This window comes from Micromonospora haikouensis, assembly GCF_900091595.1.
Classification (GTDB): Bacteria; Actinomycetota; Actinomycetes; order Mycobacteriales; family Micromonosporaceae; genus Micromonospora; species Micromonospora haikouensis.
The window spans coordinates 49,637-70,759 of the sequence record NZ_FMCW01000018.1 but is presented as its reverse complement, the minus strand read 5'-3'; the positions used below and the strand labels follow the sequence as shown (position 1 = coordinate 70,759).

At 74.8% G+C, this 21,123-nt stretch carries 17 protein-coding genes; 7 read left to right on the top strand and 10 right to left on the bottom strand.

Annotated elements, in window-relative coordinates; translation table 11 throughout:
• Positions 1-16 precede the first annotated feature (16 nt).
• Positions 17-493, bottom strand: a complete 477-nt coding sequence (locus tag GA0070558_RS19185) for a MarR family winged helix-turn-helix transcriptional regulator (RefSeq protein ID WP_091282107.1) — start codon at positions 491-493, stop codon at positions 17-19.
• A gap of 97 nt (positions 494-590) precedes the next feature.
• Here GA0070558_RS19185 and GA0070558_RS19180 point away from each other — a divergent pair, with 97 nt between their 5' ends.
• From GA0070558_RS19180 to urtE, 6 genes are all read left to right on the top strand, one after another.
• Positions 591-1,727 carry a substrate-binding domain-containing protein gene (locus GA0070558_RS19180; RefSeq protein ID WP_091282104.1) on the top strand — a complete coding sequence of 379 codons (1,137 nt, stop codon included), beginning with the start codon at positions 591-593 and terminating at the stop codon, positions 1,725-1,727.
• A 447-nt stretch (positions 1,728-2,174) separates the two neighbouring features.
• Positions 2,175-3,419 carry an urea ABC transporter substrate-binding protein gene (urtA, locus tag GA0070558_RS19175; RefSeq protein ID WP_198956546.1) on the top strand — a complete coding sequence of 415 codons (1,245 nt, stop codon included), beginning with the start codon at positions 2,175-2,177 and terminating at the stop codon, positions 3,417-3,419.
• Between the two features lie 57 nt (positions 3,420-3,476).
• Complete coding sequence (gene urtB, locus GA0070558_RS19170; RefSeq protein WP_091282101.1) at positions 3,477-4,364, top strand: urea ABC transporter permease subunit UrtB; 888 nt, start codon at positions 3,477-3,479, stop codon at positions 4,362-4,364.
• Positions 4,361-5,545 carry an urea ABC transporter permease subunit UrtC gene (gene urtC / locus GA0070558_RS19165; protein WP_091282098.1) on the top strand — a complete coding sequence of 395 codons (1,185 nt, stop codon included), beginning with the start codon at positions 4,361-4,363 and terminating at the stop codon, positions 5,543-5,545. The genes urtB and urtC overlap by 4 nt, the downstream gene beginning before the upstream one ends.
• A complete protein-coding gene (urtD, locus tag GA0070558_RS19160; protein ID WP_091282337.1) occupies positions 5,542-6,303 on the top strand; it encodes an urea ABC transporter ATP-binding protein UrtD in 762 nt (253 codons plus the stop codon). Before urtC ends, urtD begins: the two co-directional genes overlap by 4 nt.
• Positions 6,303-6,995, top strand: coding sequence for an urea ABC transporter ATP-binding subunit UrtE (gene urtE, locus GA0070558_RS19155; protein ID WP_043963239.1), 693 nt, complete (start codon positions 6,303-6,305; stop codon positions 6,993-6,995). The genes urtD and urtE overlap by 1 nt, the downstream gene beginning before the upstream one ends.
• A 107-nt stretch (positions 6,996-7,102) precedes the next feature.
• Here urtE and GA0070558_RS19150 read toward each other — a convergent pair whose 3' ends face one another.
• The 6 genes from GA0070558_RS19150 to GA0070558_RS19125 are packed head-to-tail and all read right to left on the bottom strand — an operon-like array spanning position 7,103 to position 15,018.
• On the bottom strand, positions 7,103-9,067 hold the full coding sequence (locus GA0070558_RS19150) for a GH39 family glycosyl hydrolase (protein WP_091282095.1): 1,965 nt from the start codon (positions 9,065-9,067) through the stop codon (positions 7,103-7,105).
• Entirely contained in the window at positions 9,064-10,617 is a 1,554-nt protein-coding gene (locus GA0070558_RS19145) for a glucoamylase family protein (protein WP_256092021.1), read from the bottom strand. Before GA0070558_RS19145 ends, GA0070558_RS19150 begins: the two co-directional genes overlap by 4 nt.
• A gap of 49 nt (positions 10,618-10,666) precedes the next feature.
• Entirely contained in the window at positions 10,667-11,503 is an 837-nt protein-coding gene (locus GA0070558_RS19140; RefSeq protein WP_043963241.1) for a carbohydrate ABC transporter permease, read from the bottom strand.
• A 10-nt stretch (positions 11,504-11,513) separates the two neighbouring features.
• Positions 11,514-12,521, bottom strand: coding sequence for a carbohydrate ABC transporter permease (locus GA0070558_RS19135; RefSeq protein WP_256092020.1), 1,008 nt, complete (start codon positions 12,519-12,521; stop codon positions 11,514-11,516).
• A 1-nt stretch (position 12,522) separates the two neighbouring features.
• Positions 12,523-13,794 (bottom strand): sugar ABC transporter substrate-binding protein, encoded by a 1,272-nt coding sequence (locus tag GA0070558_RS19130; RefSeq protein ID WP_091282089.1) that lies wholly within the window; start codon positions 13,792-13,794, stop codon positions 12,523-12,525.
• Between the two features lie 36 nt (positions 13,795-13,830).
• Positions 13,831-15,018: a LacI family DNA-binding transcriptional regulator gene (locus GA0070558_RS19125; protein WP_091282086.1), complete on the bottom strand. Its 1,188-nt coding sequence runs from the start codon at positions 15,016-15,018 to the stop codon at positions 13,831-13,833.
• Between the two features lie 216 nt (positions 15,019-15,234).
• Between GA0070558_RS19125 and GA0070558_RS19120 the strand changes: the two genes are divergently transcribed.
• Positions 15,235-16,362, top strand: a complete 1,128-nt coding sequence (locus GA0070558_RS19120) for a DUF559 domain-containing protein (RefSeq protein WP_091282330.1) — start codon at positions 15,235-15,237, stop codon at positions 16,360-16,362.
• Positions 16,363-16,376: 14 nt separating this feature from the next.
• Here the strand turns inward: GA0070558_RS19120 and GA0070558_RS19115 are convergent, their stop codons facing one another.
• From GA0070558_RS19115 to GA0070558_RS19105, 3 genes are all read right to left on the bottom strand, one after another.
• Positions 16,377-17,360, bottom strand: coding sequence for a DUF8189 domain-containing protein (locus tag GA0070558_RS19115; protein ID WP_141722262.1), 984 nt, complete (start codon positions 17,358-17,360; stop codon positions 16,377-16,379).
• 166 nt (positions 17,361-17,526) lie between these two features.
• On the bottom strand, positions 17,527-19,260 hold the full coding sequence (locus GA0070558_RS19110; protein WP_091282078.1) for an ABC transporter ATP-binding protein: 1,734 nt from the start codon (positions 19,258-19,260) through the stop codon (positions 17,527-17,529).
• Positions 19,257-21,065, bottom strand: coding sequence for an ABC transporter ATP-binding protein (locus GA0070558_RS19105; protein ID WP_218107039.1), 1,809 nt, complete (start codon positions 21,063-21,065; stop codon positions 19,257-19,259). The genes GA0070558_RS19110 and GA0070558_RS19105 overlap by 4 nt, the downstream gene beginning before the upstream one ends.
• Positions 21,066-21,123: the final 58 nt, after the last annotated feature.

Sequence of the window (21,123 nt, the reverse complement as noted above, 5' to 3'; positions counted from 1 at the left end):
GCGGCGGCTGCGGGCGTCAGCGGGTCGCGACGCGGGGGCGCGGGCCGGTCCCCGCGCCGACCGGGCGGCGGCCGGCGCCCAGCCGGTCGACCAGCGCGGCCAGCGCCCCGGCCAGCGCGAGGTCGTCGTCGGTGGCCAGGTCGGCCAGGTCCGCCCGGACCAGGGCGTCGACGCGTTCCTGCTCGCGGCGGCCCCGGGCGGTCAGGTACGCGCGGATGCGCCGCCGGTCCTGCGGGTCGATCCGCCGGTAGACCAGGTTCTGGTCGACGAGCTGGTCGACCAGCTTGGTCAGCGTCCCCGGTGGCAGGGACTCCTCGGTGGCGACCTCGCTCATCGGGTGCCCCTGCCCGTCGGCGAGCAGGCACAGCACCCGCCAGGCCTCCACGGTGAGGCCCTCGGCGGCCAGGACACCGCCGACCCGCCGGGCGAGCAGCCGCTCGGCACGGGTCAGCGCACGCAGCAGGTCGACGGGCGTCGCGGGCACCTCGGGCATGACTCTCCCCCGTTCGGTGGGGCTGTCATCGTACCGAAAAGGTCCCGCATCCTGACCGGGTCTGGTGTGGGCACCGGCCGGCGGCAATCATGTCGTCATGTCCGTGCCGGCAGGGCGCCCGGCTGGTGCGCCGCATCCCCAGCCGGGGCAGACGCTCCACCTTCCCGCGCCCTGGCTCACCGTGGACCGGTCGGTGGTCAGCGTCGCGCTGGTCTACCCGATGCGGGGGCCCGCCGGGATGTTCGGCCCGACCTGCGAGCTCTGCGCCCAGCTCGCGATGGAGGAGATCAACCGCGCCGGCGGGGTGCTCGGCCGCGAGCTGCGCCTGGTGCCCGTCGACGGCGGCGCCCCGCCGGCCGAGGTGGCCGCCGAGGTGGAGGCGCTGGTGTCGACCGGCGCGGTGCAGGGGGTGACCGGCTGGCACATCTCGTCGGTGCGGCAGGCGGTGGCCCCGCGCGTCGCGCACCGGGTGCCGTACGTCTACACGGCGCTCTACGAGGGCGGCGAGCGCACCGAGGGGGTCTTCCTCACCAGCGAGACGCCCGACGCGCAGCTCTGGCCGGCGATGCGGCTGCTGGCCGGCGAGCAGGGCGTGCGCCGGTGGTACGTGGTGGGCAACGACTACGTGTGGCCGCGCCGCACGGCCCGTGCCGCCCAGCGGTACGCGCTGCGCAGCGGGGCGCGGGTGTGCGGGCAGCGGTTCCTGCCGCTGGGCACCGACGACTTCGGCCCCGTCCTGCGCGCCGTCGAGCAGTCCGAGGCAGACGGGGTGCTGATGCTGCTGGTCGGCGCGGACGCGGTGCGGTTCAACCGGGCGTTCGCCCGCAGCGGGCTGGACGAGCGCTGCCTGCGGCTGAGCACGCTGATGGACGAGAACATGCTGCTGGCCAGCGGGGCGGGCGCGACCCGCCGGTTGTACAGCACGGCCGGGTTCTTCGCCGGCCTGGTCACCCGGGAGAACCTCGACTTCCACGGGGCGTTCGCCCGCCGGTTCGGGGTGGAGGCGCCGCCGCTGGGCAGCCTGGGGGAGTCCTGCTACGAGGGCGTGATGCTGCTGGCGGCGCTGATCGCCCGGGCCCGCACGCTGGACGTGCGGGCGATCGGGGCCGCCGCCGACGCGGTGTCGTACCAGGGGCCGCGGGGGGAGCTGCGGCTGCGGGGGCGGCACGTGCGCCAGCGGATCTACCTGGCCGAGGCCGACGGGCTCGACTTCGCGGTGCTGGCGGAGCTGTAGGGGCGCTTGACAGCCGGCCGGGGGACCCCGCTAAAATCCTTCACGCAGGAAGTAACTGGCTCGCCGGCCGTTTAGTCGAAATGTGATTACGGGGCGCAGGCGACCGTTCTTCCAATTGTCTGATGTGGGCCGTCTCCATTCTCCGTGAATCCTCCGGAGATGGTGGCGGCTTTTGCTGCTTTCCTCCGCTCAGCTGGCCTTACCGGCCGTTCGGGAAACAGGCAATTAAGGGCCGGGAAACGTGGCCGCAATGAATCGAGTCGAGGCTTTGCCTGCCCGACGTCCACTGCGGATGATCGGCCGGCGTCCCACCCGCCGGCCGGCCTTTCCGCCCGACGCGACACCCGTGACCGCACCGCTTCACCAATCACCAATCGCCAATGGCAATGCAGCCCGGCCCGACAGGGCCGGTGGTCGTCGCTCCACGCTCACCGCAGGGGAGATTGCATGTCACTGTTCCGGGGCCGCCGCATCCTGGCCGGCACCATGGCCTTCGTCGTCGCAGCCGCGCTGGCCGCGTGCGGCAGCAAGACCTCCGACAGCACGTCGGGAACGGGCGTCAGCGCCGACGTCTCGGGCGACACCGTCAAGGTGGGCCTGCTCAACTCGCTCTCCGGCACCATGGCCATCAGCGAGGTCACCGTCCGCGACTCGATCATGCTCGCCGTGGAGGAAATCAACGCGGCCGGCGGCGTCCTCGGCAAGAAGATCGTGCCGGTCGGCGAGGACGGCGCCTCGGACTGGCCGACCTTCGCCGAGAAGGCCGAGAAGCTCATCTCCGAGGACCGCGTCGCCGCCGTCTTCGGCTGCTGGACCTCGGCCAGCCGCAAGGCCGTCAAGCCGGTGTTCGAGAAGAACAAGGCGCTGCTGTTCTATCCGGTGCAGTACGAGGGCCTGGAACAGTCGCCCTACATCTTCTACACCGGGGCGACGACCAACCAGCAGATCGTCCCCGGCCTGGACTACCTCAAGGCGCAGGGCAAGAAGTCGGTCTACCTCGTGGGCAGCGACTACGTCTTCCCCCGCACGGCCAACAAGATCATAAAGGCGTACGCGAAGGCCAACGGGATGACCGTCCTCGGCGAGGACTACGCCCCGCTCGGCTCCACCGAGTTCGGCACCATCGTCAACAAGGTGAAGTCGGCGAAGGCCGACGCGGTGTTCAACACCCTCAACGGCGACAGCAACGTGGCGTTCTTCAAGGAATACACGTCCGCCGGGCTCAACGCGACCAGCATGCCCGTGGTGTCCGTGTCGATCGCCGAGGAGGAGGTCAAGGGCATCGGCACGCAATATCTCAAGGACCAGCTGACCGCCTGGAACTACTACCAGACCACCCCGGGCGGGGCGAACGCGAAGTTCGTCGCCGCGTACAAGGCGAAGTACGGCGCGGACAAGCCGACCAGCGACCCGATGGAGGCCGCGTACGTCGCCGTGTACCTGTGGAAGGAGATGGTCACCAAGGCCGGCTCCTTCGACGTGGAGAAGGTCCGCGCCGCCGCTGGCGGCATCACCTACGAGGCGCCCGAGGGCCTGGTCACCGTGGACGGCCCGACCCAGCACATCGCCAAGACCGCCCGGATCGGCAAGGTCGGCGCGGACGGGCTGATCACCGAGGTGTGGAACTCCGGCCAGCCGATCAAGCCCGACCCGTACCTCAAGAGCTACCCCTGGGCGACCGGCCTGAGCTGACCACCCGGCCCGGGCGGCCCCCGCGCCGCCCGGGCCCCACCCCTCCTCGGAGCAACCGTGACAGTCCTGTTCGGACAGCTCTTCACCGGCGTCAGCATCGGCGCGGTCCTGCTGCTCGTCGCGCTCGGGCTCGCGCTCACCTTCGGCCAGATGAACGTCATCAACATGGCCCACGGCGAGTTCATCATGGCCGGCGCCTACACCACCTACGTGCTCCAGCAGACGATCACCTCGGCCGGCTGGTCGCTGCTGGTCGCCCTGCCCGTCGCCTTCGCGGTGGCCGGCGCGCTCGGGGTGCTGCTGGAGGTGCTGCTCATCCGCCGCCTCTACGCCCGGCCCCTGGACACCCTGCTCGTCACCTGGGGCGTGTCGCTGATGCTCCAGCAGGCGGCCCGGGACATCTTCGGCAGCCCCAACGTGCAGACCCGCGCGCCCGCCCTGCTCACCGGCAACGTGGCGCTGCCCGGCGGCATCACCGTCGCCAACAACCGGCTGTTCATCCTCGGCCTCGCCGTGGCCGCCGTGGTGGCGCTGACCCTCGCGCTGCGGCTCACCCCGCTGGGCCGCCGCATCCGCGCCGTCGTGCAGAACCGCGACCTCGCCGCCGTCTCCGGCATCGCCACCGCCCGGGTCGACCGCACCACCTTCTTCGTCGGCTCCGGCCTGGCCGGCGTCGCCGGGGTCGCGCTGACCCTGCTCGGGCCGATCGGCCCGACCATGGGCACCAACCTCATCATCGACGCCTTCCTGGTGGTCGTGGTCGGCGGGATCGGCCAGCTCAAGGGCAGCGTGATCGTCGCCTTCGCCCTCGGCGTGCTCCAGGCCACCGGTGAATACCTCACCACCCTCAGCGTCGCCAAGGTGATCGTCTTCGTGGCGATCGTCGCGTTCCTCCAGTGGCGGCCACAGGGCCTGTTCACCCTGCGTACCAGGAGCCTCGCATGACCACCGTGACCGGCCCGGCCACCGCCGCCGACGAGCCCGCCGCGCCGGCACCGCCGCCGCCCGCACGCCGCGCCGGCGGCCGGGCCCGCGCGGCGCTCGGCTTCGCCGCCGGCGCGGCGCTGCTGTTCGGCGCGGCCCCCCTGGTGCTGTCGGACTTCCGGCTGGCGCTGCTGGCCAAGTACCTGTGCGTCGCGATGGTCGCCGTCGGCATCGGCATCGCCTGGGGGCGCGGCGGCATGCTCACCCTCGGCCAGGGCGTCTTCTTCGGCCTCGGCGGCTACGCGATGGCCATGCACCTCAAGCTCGCCGACGCGGGCCCCGGCGCGCTGCCCGACTTCATGCAGTTGTACGGGCAGCTCGACGAGCTGCCGTGGTGGTGGCGGCCGTTCGCCAGCCCCTGGTTCGCCCTGCCCGCCACCGTGCTGCTGCCCATGGTCGTCGCCTTCGGGCTCGGCTCGCTGGTCTTCCGCCGCCGCGTGCGGGGCGCCTACTTCGCCATCCTCAGCCAGGCCCTCGCCGCCGCCATGGTGATCCTGCTGGTCGGCCAGCAGGGCACCACCGGCGGCACCAACGGCCTCACCGACATCCAGGGCTTCTTCGGCTACGACCTCGACGACCCGGTCAACCAGCGCACCGTCTACTTCCTGATCGCCGCCGCGCTGCTGGGGCTGCTCGCGCTGGCCCGCCAGCTCATCCACAGCCGCTACGGCGAGCTGCTGGTGGCGGTGCGCGACGGGGAGGAGCGGGTCCGGTTCCTCGGCTACGACCCGGCCACCGTCAAGGTCGTCGCGTACGTGGTGGCCGCCGGCATGGCCGGCCTCGCCGGGGCGCTGTTCGTCCCCGCCGTCGGCATCATCTCGCCCGCCCTGATCGGCATCGTGCCGTCCATCGAGTTCGTCATCGGCGTCGCCGTCGGCGGGCGGGCCACCCTGCTCGGCCCGGTGCTCGGCGCGGTCGCGGTCGCCTGGGCGCGTACCGCGCTGTCCGAGCGGTTCCCGGGCACCTGGACGTACCTGCAGGGGCTGCTGTTCGTGCTGGTGGTCGCGTTCCTCCCCGGCGGCCTGGCGTCGCTGTGGGCGCTGCGGCGCACCCGACGCGCGACGCCCGACCGGCCGCCCTGGTGGCGCCGCGTCCCGCCCGCCCGCGGCGGCCGGACCCGGACGGAGGTGCCGGCGGCATGACCGACGCACAGAACGACGGCCTGCGCGTGCGGGGCCTGCGGGTCAGCTTCGACGGCTTCACCGCCGTCGACGGCGTCGACCTGGACGTGCCCGCCGGCGACCTGCGCTTCCTCATCGGGCCCAACGGCGCGGGCAAGACCACCCTCGTCGACGCCGTCACCGGCCTGGTCCGGGCCACCGGCTCGGTCCGCTTCGGCGACCGGGAACTGCTCGGCCGGGACGTGCACCGCATCGCCCGCCTCGGCGTCGGCCGCACCTTCCAGACCGCCGCCGTGTTCGAGGAGCTGACCGTCGCGCAGAACCTCGACATCGCCGCCGGGGCCGGCCGGAGCTGGTGGACGCTGGCCCGCCGCCGGCGACGGCTGCCCGACGAGGTCGTCGCAGCCCTGGACACCATCGGCCTCGCCGACCGGGCCGACCACCTCGCCGGCACCCTCGCCCACGGGCAGAAACAGTGGCTGGAGATCGGCATGCTGCTCGTCTCCGACGCCCGGCTGCTGCTGCTCGACGAGCCGGTCGCCGGGATGAGCCACGACGAGCGCGACGCCACCGGCGCCCTGCTGGAGACCGTCAGCCGGGACCGCACCGTCGTCGTCATCGAACACGACATGGACTTCCTGCGCCGTTTCGCCCGCACCGTGACCGTGCTGCACGCCGGGCGCGTGCTCAGCGAGGGCACCGTCGCCCAGGTCCAGGCCGACCCCCGGGTGCAGGAGGTCTACCTCGGCCACCCCGTCGACGCTCCCACGGAGGCGTGATGTTGACACTGCGCGGCGTGCACGCCGGGTACGGACGCAGCGAGGTGCTGCACGGCGTGGACCTCGCCGTCCCCGCCGACGGCGTCGCCGCCGTGCTGGGCCACAACGGGGCCGGCAAGAGCACCCTGCTGCGGGTCGCGGTGGGCCTGCTCCGGCCCCGCGCCGGCACCGTCGAGCTGGCCGGGGAGGACGTCACCCGGCTCGCCCCGCACCAGCGGGTCGCCCGGGGCATGGCGTACGTGCCGCAGGGCCAGCAGTGCTTCCCGCACCTGACGGCGGGGGAGAACCTGCGGCTGGTCGCCGACGGCCGGCGCGACGGCGCGGCGGCCACCGCCGAGGCGCTCGACCTGTTCCCGGCGCTGCGCCCGCTGCTGCGCCGCCGGGCCGGGCTGCTTTCCGGCGGCCAGCGCCAGCAGCTCGCCATCGCCCGGGCGCTGGTCACCCGGCCGAAGCTGCTGCTGCTCGACGAGCCCACCGAGGGCATCCAGCCCTCGGTGGTCGCCGAGATCCAGGACCGCGTCGTCGAGCTGACCGCCCGCGCCGGCATCCAGGTGCTCCTCGTGGAGCAGCACCTCGGCTTCGCCCTGCGGGTCGCCCAGCGCTACTACGTGCTGGAGTCGGGCCGGGTCACCTCGACCGGCGACGGCGGGGCCACCGCCGAGCACGCCGTCCGGGCCGCGCTCGCCGTGTGACCCCGCCCCGCCCCGAGCCGACGGCTCGGCCCGCCTCAGCCCGACGTCACGGGCCGCCGGCTCGGCCCGCCTCAGCCCGACGTCACGGGCCGCCGGCTCGGCCCGCCTCAGCCCGTCGTCGCCGGCGCAGCGGCTCGGCCCGCCGGCTCAGGCGGCGCGAACTCGACGAGCACGGCGCCCGGCTGGGGCACCAGCAGCTCCACCGTCGCCACCCCGCCGGCCACGTCCGGCTCGACGGGCTCCGCCGGCAGCGCGTCGGCGGCCCGCAGCGCGTCCCACTGCCCGTCGGTCGGCCAGTCCCCGACGCCGAGCCGGCCCGCGAGGGTGGTGACGTCGCCGTGCTCGCGGTCGAGCCGGGTCACCGTCACGCCGCCGCCGGTCCCGCCGGCCACGCCCAACCGGACCCGGCGGGCCAGCGCCGGATCGCCGTCGCGCTTCGACTGGTCGAGCGTCGACACCCAGACCAGCACGGCGAGGCCGCCGTCGGCGTGCCGGCTCGCCCACGCCTGCACCAGGCCGTCCGCGCCGTCGCCGGACGCCCGCACCGGCAGCTCCGTGTCGCCGAGCCGGGCGAGCATCCGCAGGGCGTGGTAGCGGGGCTTGGCGATGCCGCCGACGGTGATCAGGCCGAACCCGCCGTGCAGCAGCCGGGGCGGCCGGCCCAGCTCCTCGAAGTGGTCGCTGGCCACCCAGTAGGACAGGGCGTCGACCCGCCCGGCGGCCGACCGCATGCCGCCGAGCAGGAACGTCGCCGCCGACGCGCCGTCGTTGACCGGGTGGAAGTGGGTGGGCGTGACGCCCCACTCCGTCCACAGCAGCCGGGCGTGCGGGAAACCGAGCCGGCGCAGGGTGGGCCGCAGGTCCAGCGGCGGGCTGCCGTACGTGTGGGTGGAGACGAAGTCGACCGGCGTGCCCGTTTGCGCGGCGTGTTCCAGCAGGGCGTCGACCCAGCCGGCGGCGGCCGACGACGGCCCGCCCACGGCGATGCGGGGGTCGACGTCCTTGACCGCGCGGGCGGTGACCTCGTACAGCCGCATCCACTCCTCGCGGGTGCCGGCCCAGAACACCTCCAGGTTGGCCTCGTTCCACACCTCGAAGTCCCAGCCGAGCACCGCCTCGCCGTACCGGTCGAGCAGGTGCGCGACGAGCGCGCGGACCAGCTCCGCCCAGCGGTCCCAGTCCTTCGGCGGCGAGATGACCCCCCGGTAGGCGAACACCGTCCGCTCCGGGTCGCGGGCCAGGTCGCGGGGCATGAAGCCGATCTCCACGACCGGCCGCAGCCCGGCCGAGAGCAGCAGGTCGTAGACGCGGTCCACGCCGGTGAAGTCGTGCACCGGCCGGCCGTCGACCTCCCGGTAGACGCCCAGGTCGTCGTGCAGGATCGCGTGCGCCCGCACGGCCTCGACGCCCACCTCCGCGCGGACGCGGCGCAGGGCCGCCAGCAGCTCCGCCCCGATCTCCCGGCCGCCGCTGGTGTCGGCGCACAGCAGCTGCGACAGCCGCTCGCTGCCGATCATCGGCTGCCAGGGACGGTGCAGCGGCGTGCCCGGCGCGGCGGCGTCGACGCGCACATCCACCGTCGGCGGCGGGCCGTCGGCGGCCGGCAGCGCGGCGGCGACGACCGGGTCGCCCAGCTCACCGGTGACGGTCACCTCGGGCACGGCGGCCACGGCGTACGCGTAGGACCGGCCGGGCTCGCCGGTGGTGTCGACGTACCAGGTGTCGGGCACGGCGAGCACGTCGCCGCCCTGGTGGTCGACCGGGGCGAACGGGCCGGCGGGCCGTCCGTCGCGCAGCGGGGCCCGGTGCACCAGGTAGCCGACGGCGTCGGGCACCGGCGACCAGGACAGCCGCACGTGGCCCACCCCGGCGACCGCCGCCAGCCCGGCCGGCGGCGGCAGGTCCGGGGTGCCGCCCGCCGCCCCGCGTTCGTCGCTGCGCAGCGCGATGCGCCGCGTCCAGTCGCCCCGGGCGTCGCTGCCGGCGGCCGAGCCCGTGCCCACGTCGTGGCCCCCGGCGCCCGCCCCGTGGCCCCCGGCGTGGTGGCCCGCGGCCTCGTGGCGGCCCGTCATCGCCGCCCCCCACCGCGCGGGAGGGAGAACTCCTCCATCCGCATCAGCGGGGCGACCCGCTGCTGCATCGGCCCCTGCTCGAACGGCCGGCGCAGCACGTCGTGGGCCAGGGCGTTGCCCAGCGCCGCCATCGCCATGCCCTGGTCCAGCGCGAGGTAGCGCTTCGACACCCGCCCGGTGGTCACGTCGACCGAGTCGTAGAACCCGCCCGGCCCGTACGCGTCGAAGTCCCGCCGCAGGTTCGCCAGGTTGCGCAGGGCGTCGTCCGGCGCGTAGCGCAGCGCCAGGAAGGACGCGTGCGGGGTCACCACGCCCCGGCCGTAGCCCGACGGCGGCGGCTGGGCGGGGCGGCACTCGCCGTACCCGGGGTCGACCGAGGTGCGCTCCTGGTCGGAGGTGTAGCCCGGCCCGTCCATGCCGAGCTGGTCCACGCCGTACTCCCGGTAACCGCCGTCGGGGTCGTTGGCGGGGGAGAAGCCCCAGTAGCCGTAGCCGGCCTCCCGCAGCCCGTGCTCGATCTGCGCCCGCACGTACGTCGGGTGGTTGACCGCCCAGCTGCGCGGGCCCCACCGGTCCTCGGGCACGAACAGCGGCACCATCAGCGCCTCGAACATCGACCCGCCCCAGCTCGGCACGAGCTGCAACCCCCGGTAGCGGTAGGCGCCCTCGAACACCCGCACCCCCAGGTACGTGCGCCACTGGCCGACGGCCCGCTGCTCCGTCCACGCCCAGTCGCAGCCCTCCGGGTCGAACGTGCGGTACGTGCCGAAGTAGTGCTCCGGCGGGATCTGCCCGGCGGCGATGCCGAGGTAGCTGGCGATGCGCGGCTCGGTGTTGAACGCGCCGTAGTGGTGGCAGGTGTAGAACACGTCCGGCCCGGTGCGGTAGTTGCCGGCCAGCGAGCAGCCCGGCGGCGGCTCGACCCAGAACCCGCCGCGGAGCTGTCGCTGCGTCGGGTCGTAGTAGTAGCCGAAGTCCATCCGGCGCAGCAGCGCGTCGGCGCGACCCGCCAGCTCCGGCACCGCCTGCCGCACCACCGTCAGCGCCGTGGCGAGCCAGCCGTTGTCCACGCTGGACAGGAACGGGTGCACGGCGCTGCCGTCGACGGGCCAGGTGGTCAGCTTCGCCCCGGTCGCCGGGTCGTACCAGTTGTAGTACATGCCGGACGGCTCGTGGACCTCCAGCCGACCCAGCGTGGCGAGGGTGCGGGCGATGCGGTCGCGGGCCTGGCCGGCGCTGACCAGGCCGGTCTCCCGGGCCGCCACGGTGCTCCACAGGTACGCGCCGACGTTGGTCGGCGACGTGTACCTTGCGCGGTCGGCCGGGTCGAGGTCGCCGCCGACGTTGTCGGCCGCCAGCCCGGTGCCCGGGTCGACCATGGCGGCCATCGACCGCCAGGTGTCGGCGGCGTACTGCCGCAGCGCGGCGGCCGGGGACCCGGCGGGCGCGGCTGTCGGCGGCGCGGCCGCGGCCGGCGGGGCGACGGCGGCGGTCAGCCCGAGGGCCAGCAGCACCGCCGCGGTGCGGAACGGATGGGACCTGGATCGCACGAGGACACTCCTCACGTGAGGACGGTCAGGTCAGGTGGGGCGGATGGGCTCACTTCAGGCCGGTCGTGGCGATGCCCTGGACGAAGTGCCGCTGTAGCGCGACGAACACCAGCAGGACCGGCACGATGACGGCCACCGAACCCGCCATCAGCAGGCCGTAGCGGGTGTTGTTCTCGCCGATCGCGTACAGGGCCAGCGCCACCGGCAGGGTGTAGCGGTCCTCCGACTGCGCGACGACCAGCGGCCAGAGGAAGTTGTTCCACGACGACAGGAACGTCAGGATGCCGAGGGTGGCCAGGGCCGGCCCGCACAGCGGCAGCACGACCCGGGCGAAGATCCGCAGCTCGCCCGCGCCGTCGACCCGGGCCGCCTGGATCAGGTCGTCGGGCAGCCCGGTCATGAACTGACGCATCAGGAACACCCCGAACGGGCTGGCCAGCCACGGCAGGATCAGCCCGGCGTAGCTGTCCACCAGCCCGAGCCGGCTCACGAGCATGAACAGCGGCACGAAGGTGACCATGCCCGGCACCATCAGCATCCCCAGCACCAGCGCGAACACCACGCGCCGGCCGGGGAACTCCAGCTTCGCCAGGGCGTAGCCGAGCATCGAGCAGAACACGAGGTTGCCCACGGTGACGGCGCCGGCCACCAGCACGCTGTTGAGGAAGAACGCCGGGAAGTCCAGCTCGGTGAACAGGTGGCGGTAGTTGTCGAGCGTGGGCGCCTCCGGCAGCCAGGTCGGCGGCACCCGGCGGATCTCCGCGTCCGGCTTGACCGAGCCGAGCAGCATCCACACGAACGGGCCCACCAGGACCACGAGGCCGCCGGCCAGCACCACGTACACCCAGGGCTGGCCCCGCTCCCTCTTCTTCGCGGTCGTCGTCACGGCACCCTCCTCACGTCTTCGACCGCATCAGCCGGAACTGCGCGGCGGTGAGCCCGACGACGGCGACGAACAGCACGTACGCGATCGCCGCCGCGTAGCCGTAGTTGCCGAAGCCGAACTGCTGGTAGATGTAGAAGGCCACCGACAGGGTGCTGTCCAGCGGCCCGCCGCCCGTCATCACGAACGGCTCCTCGAAGAACTGCAGGTAGCCGATGCCGGTCACCACCCCGCCGAAGAGCAGCGTGGGGCGCAGCAGGGGCAGGGTGACGTGCCGGAACCGCGCCCAGGCCCCGCAGCCGTCGATGGCAGCCGCCTCGTGCAGCTCGCCGGGGATCGCCTGGAGGCCGGCGAGGAAGACCACCATCAGGAAGCCCATGTTCCGCCAGGCCGCCATCACCACCAGCGACGGCAGCGCCGTGCGGGTGTCGGACAGCCACGCCGGACCATCGACGCCGAGGCGGGCGAGCAGCGTGTTGACGAGCCCGCTGTCGGGTTCGAGCAGGAACCGCCAGACCACGGCCACAGCGACGATGCTGGTGACCACCGGCAGGTAGTAGCCGACCCGGAAGAACCTGCGGAACCGGCTGATACCCGCGTCGAGGGCGACGGCCGCGGCCAGCCCCAGCACCATCGTCAGCGGCACGCCGAGCAGCACGAACCACGCCGTGTTGGCGGCGGCCCGCCGCAGCGTCTCGTCGCCGAGCAGCCGCACGTAGTTGTCCACGCCCACCGGGTCGACCGCGAGCGGGTTCCGCAGGTCGGCGCTGCGCAGGTCGGTGAAGCTCATGGCGGCCGAGGCCAGCACGGGGCCCGCCATGAACACGGTGAAGATCAGCAGGAACGGCAGCGCCAGGCCCCACCCCGCGACCCGCTGCCGCCGGGTGACGCCGCGCCGGCCGGGCCGCCCGCCGGTGCTGCCGCGCGGGCCGGGCCGCGTGAGGCCGGGCCACCTGCTGCCGCGCGGGCCGGGCCGCGCGCCGCCGGTGGGGGCGGCCCGCCGCGCGGGGGCGGATGCCACCTCAGCTCCCGGTGCCGATGGCCGACGCCTTGGCCTGCATCTCCCGCGTGGCGGTGGCCGGGTCGGTCACGCCCCGCACCACCCGCTCGATGCCGTCGTCGATGACGTCGGCGACCTGCTCCCAGGTGGCCATCGCCGGCGGCGACTTGGCGTCGGCGAGCTGCGCGCCGAACGCCTTGAGCAGCGGGTCGTCGGCGAGCTTGCCCGACTGCCAGGTCGCCGTCACCGCCGGGAGGCTGCCCACCAGGTCGTAGAGCTTCTGCTGGGCGGCCGGCGAGGTGAGGTACCGGACGAACTTCCAGGCCGTGTCGCGGTTGTCGGTGTCCCGGTAGACCACCAGGCCAGCGCCGCCGATGAACGAGGTGCCGGCCTTCTCGCGGGGCATCGGCGCGACGTCCCACTTGCCCTCCAGCGCCGCGCCGCCCTGCTCGCGCAGGATGCTCATGTGCCAGGGGCCGGAGACGAACGCCCCGATGTCGCCGGAGACGAAGCCGCTCTCCTGCGCGCCCGGCGCGACCTGGCTCGGGGCGAGCCCCTGCCGGAAGAACGACGCGTAGTATTCCAGCGCCGTCCGCATTTGCGGGGTGTCCAGGGTGAACTTCCCGTCGGCCAGCACGTCCGCCCCCGCCTGCCAGGCGAACGGCAGGAACGACTGCCACGCGCCGGTGCCGCCCGGCTGCAGCGAGATGCCCCACTTCGCCCCGCCGGCCTCCTTGAGCCCCCTGGCGAACGCGGTCAGCTCCTGCCAGTTGGCCGGCTTGCCGACCCCGGCCTTCGCCGCGAGGTCGGTGCGGTGGTAGATCAGCCGCGTCTCGACGTACCAGGGGACGCCGTAGGCGGTGCCGTCGACCACCGTCGTGTCCCACGCGCCCGGGAAGAACGCGGCCTGGTCGAACAGCCCGGCGGGCGTCGGGTCCAGGGCCCCGGTCTTGGCGAACTCGCCCATCCAGGTGGAGCCCATCATGCTCACGTCCGGTGTCTGCCGGCCCGCGATCGCGGTGGCGAGCTTGTCGTGGGCGGCGTCGAACGGGAACGCGGTGACGGTGACCTTGGCCGCCGGGTTCTCCCGGGTGAAGTCGTCGGCCAGGGCCTTCAGCTTCTCCCCCTCGGCACCCATCGCCCAGACCGTGATCTCGCCGGTGGCCTTGCCCTCCGCGACCGCCCCGCCGGCCGAGGGCCCGCCGGCACCCGGCCCGCCGTCGTCCCGGCCGCAGCCGGTCACGCCCAGCGCGAGCGCGGCCACGACCGCCGTCGCGTGTCTCCAGTGCCTCATTGCGCCTCCTGAGGGGGATGGGTCGCCACGGCCGGGTCACCGCACGGTGCGGTCACCCGCCGCCGGACGGCGTCCGGCAGCCGTGGGGTCGTGCTCGGTGGTGGTGTGCTTGTCGGTGGGCCCGTGCGCGGTGGCGGGGCGGTGCCCGGTGCGGTCGGCTTCGGTGGTGAAGCCGGCTTTGGTGGCGGGGCTGGGCGCGGTGGCGGGGCCGGCCCCGGTGGCCGCGGGGCAGCCGCAGCTGCGCCGGACGACGAGGTCGGTCGGGAGCACCAGGGCGGCGTCGGACCCCCCGGTCTCGCCCGCCGCGGCCCGCAGCAGCAGCCGCGCGGTCCGCCCGGCCAGCTCGCGCACCGGCTGCCGGACGGTCGTCAGGGCCGGGCTGACGAGCGCGGCCATCGGGATGTCGTCGAAGCCGGTGACGACCAGGTCGGCGGGCACCCGCACGCCCCGGGCCGCCGCGCCGACGAGCATGCCGAGCGCGGTCTCGTCGTTGGCGCAGACCACGCCCCGGGGCGGGGCCGCCCGGCTGAGCAGCTGGTCGGCGGCGAACACCCCGTCGTGCTGTTCGAGGCCGACCCGCAGCGGCGCGCGGGGCAGCGGCAGGCCGATCTGCCGGTGCGCGGCGCGGAAACCCTCCCAGCGGCCGGTCACGTCCGGCGAGTTGCGCGGGTCGCCCACGAAGACCAGCCCGCGCAGCCCGTGGTCAGCCAGCAGGTGCCGCGTCAGCGCCGTCGCCGCCGCGACGTTCTCCGCGCGTACGGACGGCACGCCGGGCGGCCCCTCGCCGGCGAGCACCACGACGGGCACGAGTGCCGCCAGCTCCCGCAGCGTGTCGGGGGAGACGGTGCCGCCGAAGACGGCCAGCCCGTCGACCCGGCGGGCCATCTCCACGACCTGGGCGTCGGAGTCGTCCCGCAGGTGGGTGCAGAGGATGTGGACGCTGGTGCGGGTGTGCACCGCCTCGGCCTCGAAGCCCTGGATCAGCTCCGAGAAGTACGGGCCGGACAGCCCGGGGAACACCAGGCCGACCGCGCCGTGCCGGCCGGCGGCGAGGGCCCGGCCGAGGTGGTCGGGGCGGTAGCCGTGCTCCTCGATGGCCCGCTGCACCCGCCGCCGGGTCTCCTCGGACACCTGACCGACCCCGTTGGACACCCGGGAGACGGTGGCGACCGACACCCCGGCCAGCCGGGCGATCTCCCGGACCGTCAGCCGATCGCTGCCCATGGACTCCCTCGCTCCGTCGTGCGCCGCTCGGTAACCGGTTTCAGAAACCGGTTACCGAGCACCATAGGCAAACACCGATGACTCCACAACCCGGGCCGGCCCGGCTCCATAGCAGACGCCCTGCCGCGACGGGCGTCGTCCACAGCCCGACGGTCGTCCACAGCACCGGTCGCTGGCCGGTTGCGCCGTGCCGCGCCGATCGGCACGGTCACCGGCATGAACGAGGTGCTGCGGGACCTGGTGCGGCGCGGCGGCGGGCTGGTCACCAGGGCGGGGGCGACACAGGTGGTGCCCCCGTGGACCCTTCAGCACGCGTGCGCCGCCGGCCACCTGGTGCGGGTGCTGCCCGAGGTGTTCGTCGCGGCGGGACTGCTGGTCGGGGAGGTGGGACACATCGCCCTGCCCGCGCTCGGCCGCCTGCACCCCGCCCTCGGCCATCGGGCGGTCTGCGCCTGGGCCGGCGGGCGGGCCGCGCTCAGCCACCTCAGCGCGTTGCACGTGTGGGGCCTGCACCGGCAGCGGGCCGGCGACGTCCTGCACCTGAGCGCACCGGTGAACCCCGCCATCCGCACCCGCCCCGGGGTGCGCGTACACCGCCGTCAGGGTTTCGTCGTCGGGTCGCCGCAGGTGGTGAGGCGCGGCGACCTGCCGGTGACCCGCCTCGACCAGACCCTGGTGGACTCGTGGCCCCTGCTGCCGCACGCCGGGCGCCGGGCACCGGTGATCCGCGCCGTCAACGAGCGGCTCACCACCGCCGAACGGCTGTGGCACGCCCTGGCCGGCGCGCCCAGGCTTCCCGACCGGCCGGCCCTGCGCACCCTGCTGACCCGGCTCGACGAGGGCTGCCGCAGCCCGCTGGAGATCTGGGGGCACGAGCACGTCTTCACGGGGCCGGGGATGCCCGCCTTCCGCCGGCAGGTGCGGGTCAGGGTCGGGCAGCGCACCATGTATCTCGACCTGCTCGCCGAGCGGGAACGCGTCAACATCGAACTCGACGGCGCGACCACGCACGGCGACCCGCGACAGCGGGAGATCGACCTGCGCCGGGACGCCCTGCTGGCCACCCTGGGCATCCTGGTGGTCCGCTTCGCCCACCGTCGCCTCGTGCACGAGCCCGACGAGGTACGCCGCGAAACCCGGGCCATCCTCGCCGCCCGCGCTGCTCCGCCGCACCCTGACCGATCGGTGCCGCCGCCGCGAACCCGGCCGGCCGATCGTTGGCTGTCTCCGCTATACGACACGCCGACGCGATTGCACCGCAGCCGGCCACCGAACGGGATGCCCGCCGCCCTGCGACGCGCAGCGGTCCGGGGAGGAAGCGTTCGCTCCTCCCCGGACCGGTGAACCCGCCGGACGGGCTACAGCCCGAACCGCGCCTGGTGGATCTGGTGCTGCGCGCCGCGGACGAAGAGCCGCAGCTCGCCGCCGTAGACGACCACCGCCGGCACCGACCGCGCCCCGGCGGGACCGGGCACCGTGGTCCAGCCGGTCCAGTCGCCGGTGGTGAGGTTGTAGCGGTTGGTGCGCACGGTGTTGCCTGCGCCCTGTGCGAACAGGTGCAGGTCGCCGCCGTAGATGGTGGTGGCGGGTGCGGACTTGGTCCTGGCGGTGCCGGGGATGGTGGCCCAGCCCGTCCAGTCGCCGGTGGTGAGGTTGTAGCGGTTGGTCCGCACCGTGCCGCCGGTGCCCTGGGTGAACAGGTGCAGGTCGCCGCCGTAGATGGTGGTGGCGGGTGCGGATGTGGCTCCGGCGGTGCCGGGGACGGTGGTCCAGCCGGCCCAGGTGTTGGTGGAGGCGTTGTAGCGGTTGGTGCGTACGGTGCCGCCGGTGCCTTGGGTGAACAGGTGCAGGCTGCCGCCGTAGATGGTGGTGGCGGGTGCGGATGTGGCTCCGGCGGTGCCGGGGACGGTGGTCCAGCCGGCCCAGGTGTTGGTGGAGGCGTTGTAGCGGTTGGTGCGTACGGTGCCGCCGGTGCCTTGGGTGAACAGGTGCAGGTCGCCGCCGTAGATGGTGGTGGCGGGTGCGGACGTGGCCCCGGCGGTGCCGGGCACCGTCGCCCAACCCGACCAGGTGTCGGAGGTGAGGTTGTAGCGGTCGACCCGGACGGCGTCGCCCGCCCCCCGGGCGAACAGGTGCAGGTCGCCGCCGTAGACGGTGGCGGCGGGCCCCGACCTCGCCCCGGCGTCGCCGGGGACCGGGGTCCAGCCGGAGGCCGGCGGGAGCTGCGGCCGACCCCAGTTCTGCGCCGGAGCCGCCGAGGCCGGCGCCGCGACCAGCGCGGTGGCCCCCACGACGGACACCAGCAGGCGGCTCAGCGTTCTCGCTGGATGAGTCAGATGCACATGGGCTCCTTCGTGGACGATGGTTGCTGGACGATACCCGCCCCGGAGGGACCGTCGGGGTGCCACCGGACGGTGCCCCGCGCGGGTGTGACGCCCCACGCCGCCCTCAGGTTTCACCCGGCGCGCAGACCGTCGGGCTTTTCCGAGGCGTGCCGGCGACCAGCCGTCACGAGCCGTGCCAGGAGCGCCACAGGGAGGCGTACACGCCGTCGGCGGCGACCAGCTCGTCGTGGCCGCCGATCTCGGTGATCCGGCCGTCCTCCAGCACCGCCACCCGGTCGGCGTCGTGCGCGGTGTTGAGCCGGTGCGCGATGGCGATGACGGTCCGCCCGGCGAGCACCGCCGCGAGCGCCCGTTCGGTGCGCCGGGCGGTCGTCGGGTCCAGTGCCGCGGTCGCCTCGTCGAGGATCAGCGTGTCCGGGTCGGCCAGCACCAGCCGGGCCAACGCCAACTGCTGGGCCTCCGCCGCGCCGAGGCCCCGGGCCCCGTCGCCGAGCTGTGTGTCGAGGCCGTCGGGCAGGTCGGCGTGCCAGTCCGCGCCGACCGTGTCCAGGGCCGCGAGCATGCGTTCGTCGGTGGCGTCCGGGGCGGCGAACGCGAGGTTGTCGCGCAGCGAGCCGATGAAGACGTGGTGTTCCTGCGTGACGAGCGCGATCCGGCGACGCCGCTCGGCCGGGTCCAGGTCGGTGACCGCGACGCCGCCGAGACTCACCACCCCCTCCTGCGGGGCGTCGATCCCGGCGAGCAGCCGGGCCAGGGTGGACTTGCCCGCACCCGAGGGGCCGACGACGGCGAGGCGTTCCCCCGGCTCGACCGCCAGGTCGATGCCGTGCAGCACCTCGTGACCCTCGGCGTACGAGAACCGCGCGCCCCGCACCAACAGCCGCCGCCCGTGCGGCGCGTCGGCCCGCCCGCGCGGCTCCGGCGGCACCAGCCCCACCCCGAGGACCCGGGCGAGCGAGGCGATGCCGCGCTGCGCCTGCTCGACCCACTGCAACAGCCGGTCCAGCGGGTCGATCGCCTGCTGGAGGTAGAGCGCCGCGGCGACCACCTCGCCGAGGCTGACCATGCCGCGCGACAGGAAGACCCCGCCGACACAGAGGACGGCGGCGATCGGCAGCGCGTAGCTGCCCTCCACCCCGGGGAAGAACACCGACCGCAGCGCGAGCGTGGCCCGCCGCGCCGCCCACACCCCGGCGACCTGCCCGGTGCCGTACGCGACGCGGTCGGCGCCCAGCCGCAGCGCCTCGATCGTGCGCGCGCCCTCCGCCGTGGTGGTCAGCGCCTCGGTCAGCTCGGCCGTCGCCGCCCCCTCGGCGAGGTAGGCGGGCCCGGCCCGGCGCAGGTACCAGCGGGTCACCGCCCAGATGGACGGCAGGCCGGCCAGCGCGACGAGCCCGAGCAGCGGATCGAGCAGGAACACCGCCGCGAAGAGCAGCAGCAGGTGCGTCCCGGCGATGACGACCGTCGGCACGACCTCGCGCACGGTGGTGCCGACCGTCGTCACGTCGACCGAGCTGCGGGTGGCCAGGTCACCGGTGCCGGCGCGCTCGACCACGGACACGGGCAGGCCGAGCATCCGGGTGACGAACTCCTCCCGCAGCCGGGCGACGGCCCGCTCGCCGAACCGGTGCCCGGCGTACTGCGCGTAGCGGGAGAGCAGCCCCTGGGCCAGCACGCAGGCGGCGATGGCCAGCGCCAGCCGGTCCACGGCGGCGACGCCCGCCCCGGCGGAGACCTCGTCGACGATCCGGCCGAGCAGCCACGGCGCGCCGAGCCCGGCGACCGTCGCGGCGACGTGCAGCGCCAGGACGACGGCCACGGCCCGTCGGTCCCGGGCGATCAGGTCGAGGGCGGCCCGGCGTACGGTTGCCCGGCCCGCCACCGGAAGCTTCGTCACCGCCGCGCCCGCCCGGCCTCGACGGCCTCGTCGTCGGCTGCCCGGCCCCCGACGGCTGTGCCCTCGACCGCTGTGCCCTCTGCGGCCCAGCCCTCGACGGACTCGCCGTGCTCGCCGTCGGCGGTGCCCCCGGTGCGGGACACCAGCGCGCGGTAGCCCGGGTCGCGGGCGAGCAGGTCGGCGTGGGTGCCGGTGGCGACGACCCGGCCGGCGCTCAGGTGCGCGACCGTGTCGGCGTGCCCGAGCACCAGCGGGGACGTGGCCAGCACGATCGTGGTGCGCCCGGCCCGCGCCCCGCGCAGGCGCTGCGCGATGCGCGCCTCGGTGTGGGCGTCCACGGCGGACGTCGGGTCGACGAGGATCAGCACCTCCGGCTCGGCCAGCAGGGCCCGGGCGAGGCGCACCCGCTGCCGCTGGCCGCCGGAGAGCGTGCGGGCCCGGGCCCCGATCGGGGTGTCGAGGCCGTCGGGCAGCGCGTCGGCCACGTCCTGCGCCGACGCGGCGTGCAGCGCGGCCCGGATGTCGGCGTCGTCGCCGGCTGTCTCGTCGCGGGCAGGTCCGGTGCCGGCCGCGTTGTCGCCGGCCGCAGCGGGGCGTGCGTTGCCGCCCGCCGCCCGGCCGCGCAGGAGCTCCCGCAGGGTGCCCGCGAAGAGGTGGCTGTCGTGGTCGGCGACCAGGATCCGGGCGCGCACGTCGTCGAGGTCGACGCCGGCCAGCGGCACGCCGCCCCAGGTCACGTCGCTGGCGACGTACCGGCCGAGCCGGTCGGCCAGGGCGACGGCCTCGGCCGGGTCGTCGGCGGCGACGCCCACCAGCCGGCCCGGCGGCACCACCAGCCCGGTGGCCGGGTCGCGCAGCTCGGCCGGCTGCCGCGGCGCGGTCGCGGTCACCGGCCCGCCCGCCGGATCGGGGGTCAGCCGCAGCAGGCCGACGATGCGGCGGGCCGCGACGCGCCCCTGGATGAGCATGTAGCCGCCCTCCAGCAGGAACCAGACCGGCACGACGAGGACGGCCGTGTAGCCGTAGACGGCGACGAGCTGCCCGATGGTGATGTCGCCGTTCGCCGCCGTCCGCGCGGCGAGCCAGACCACGGCCGCCAGGAAGAGCCCCGGCATGGTGAGCGTCAGCGCGTCGATCCAGCTGGCCACCGCGCCCACCCGGTAGCCCTCGCCCCGCAGGGCCCGGGAGCGGGCCGCGTACCGGCGGGCGAACAGGTGGCGGCCGCCGACCCCGGCGAGCACCCGCAGGCCGGCGACGATGTCGTCGGCCCGGGTGGTCAGCTCGCCCTGCTGCTGCCGGTAGGCCGACTCCGCGCGTTCGAGGCGGCGCAGCAGCGGCCCGACGGACACCGCGATCGCCGGCACGCCCAGCAGCACCAGCACGGCGAGCGGCGGATCCACCGACCAGAGCAGCACGGCGACGACCCCGTACGCGATGACGGCACCCACCCCGGGGCCGCTGAGCGTCAGCACGTGCGAGGTGCGCACGATGTCGTACCCGCCGACGGTGGCGACGTCGCCCGCGGCCAGTCGGCGGGGGAGCACCGCGCCGACGGAGGAGAGCCCGCGCAGCAGCACCTCGGCGGAGCGGGCGCTGGCGTCCTCCCGGATGAACGTCATCGTGCGGTGCCGCATGATGCCCAGCCACGCCAGCGCGAACCCGGCCGCCACGATCGCGGCGACCCACCACAGCAGCGCCCGCCCGTCGCCGGCGCGCAGGCCGTCGTCGATGGCGCGGGCGACCAGGTAGGGGCGGACCGACAGCCCGACCATCCACGCCGTGCCGAACACGCTGCCGCGCAGCACCGGCCACGGCTGGCAGCGGATCAGCCACCAGATGTAGCGCAGCGGCCCTGACGTGTCG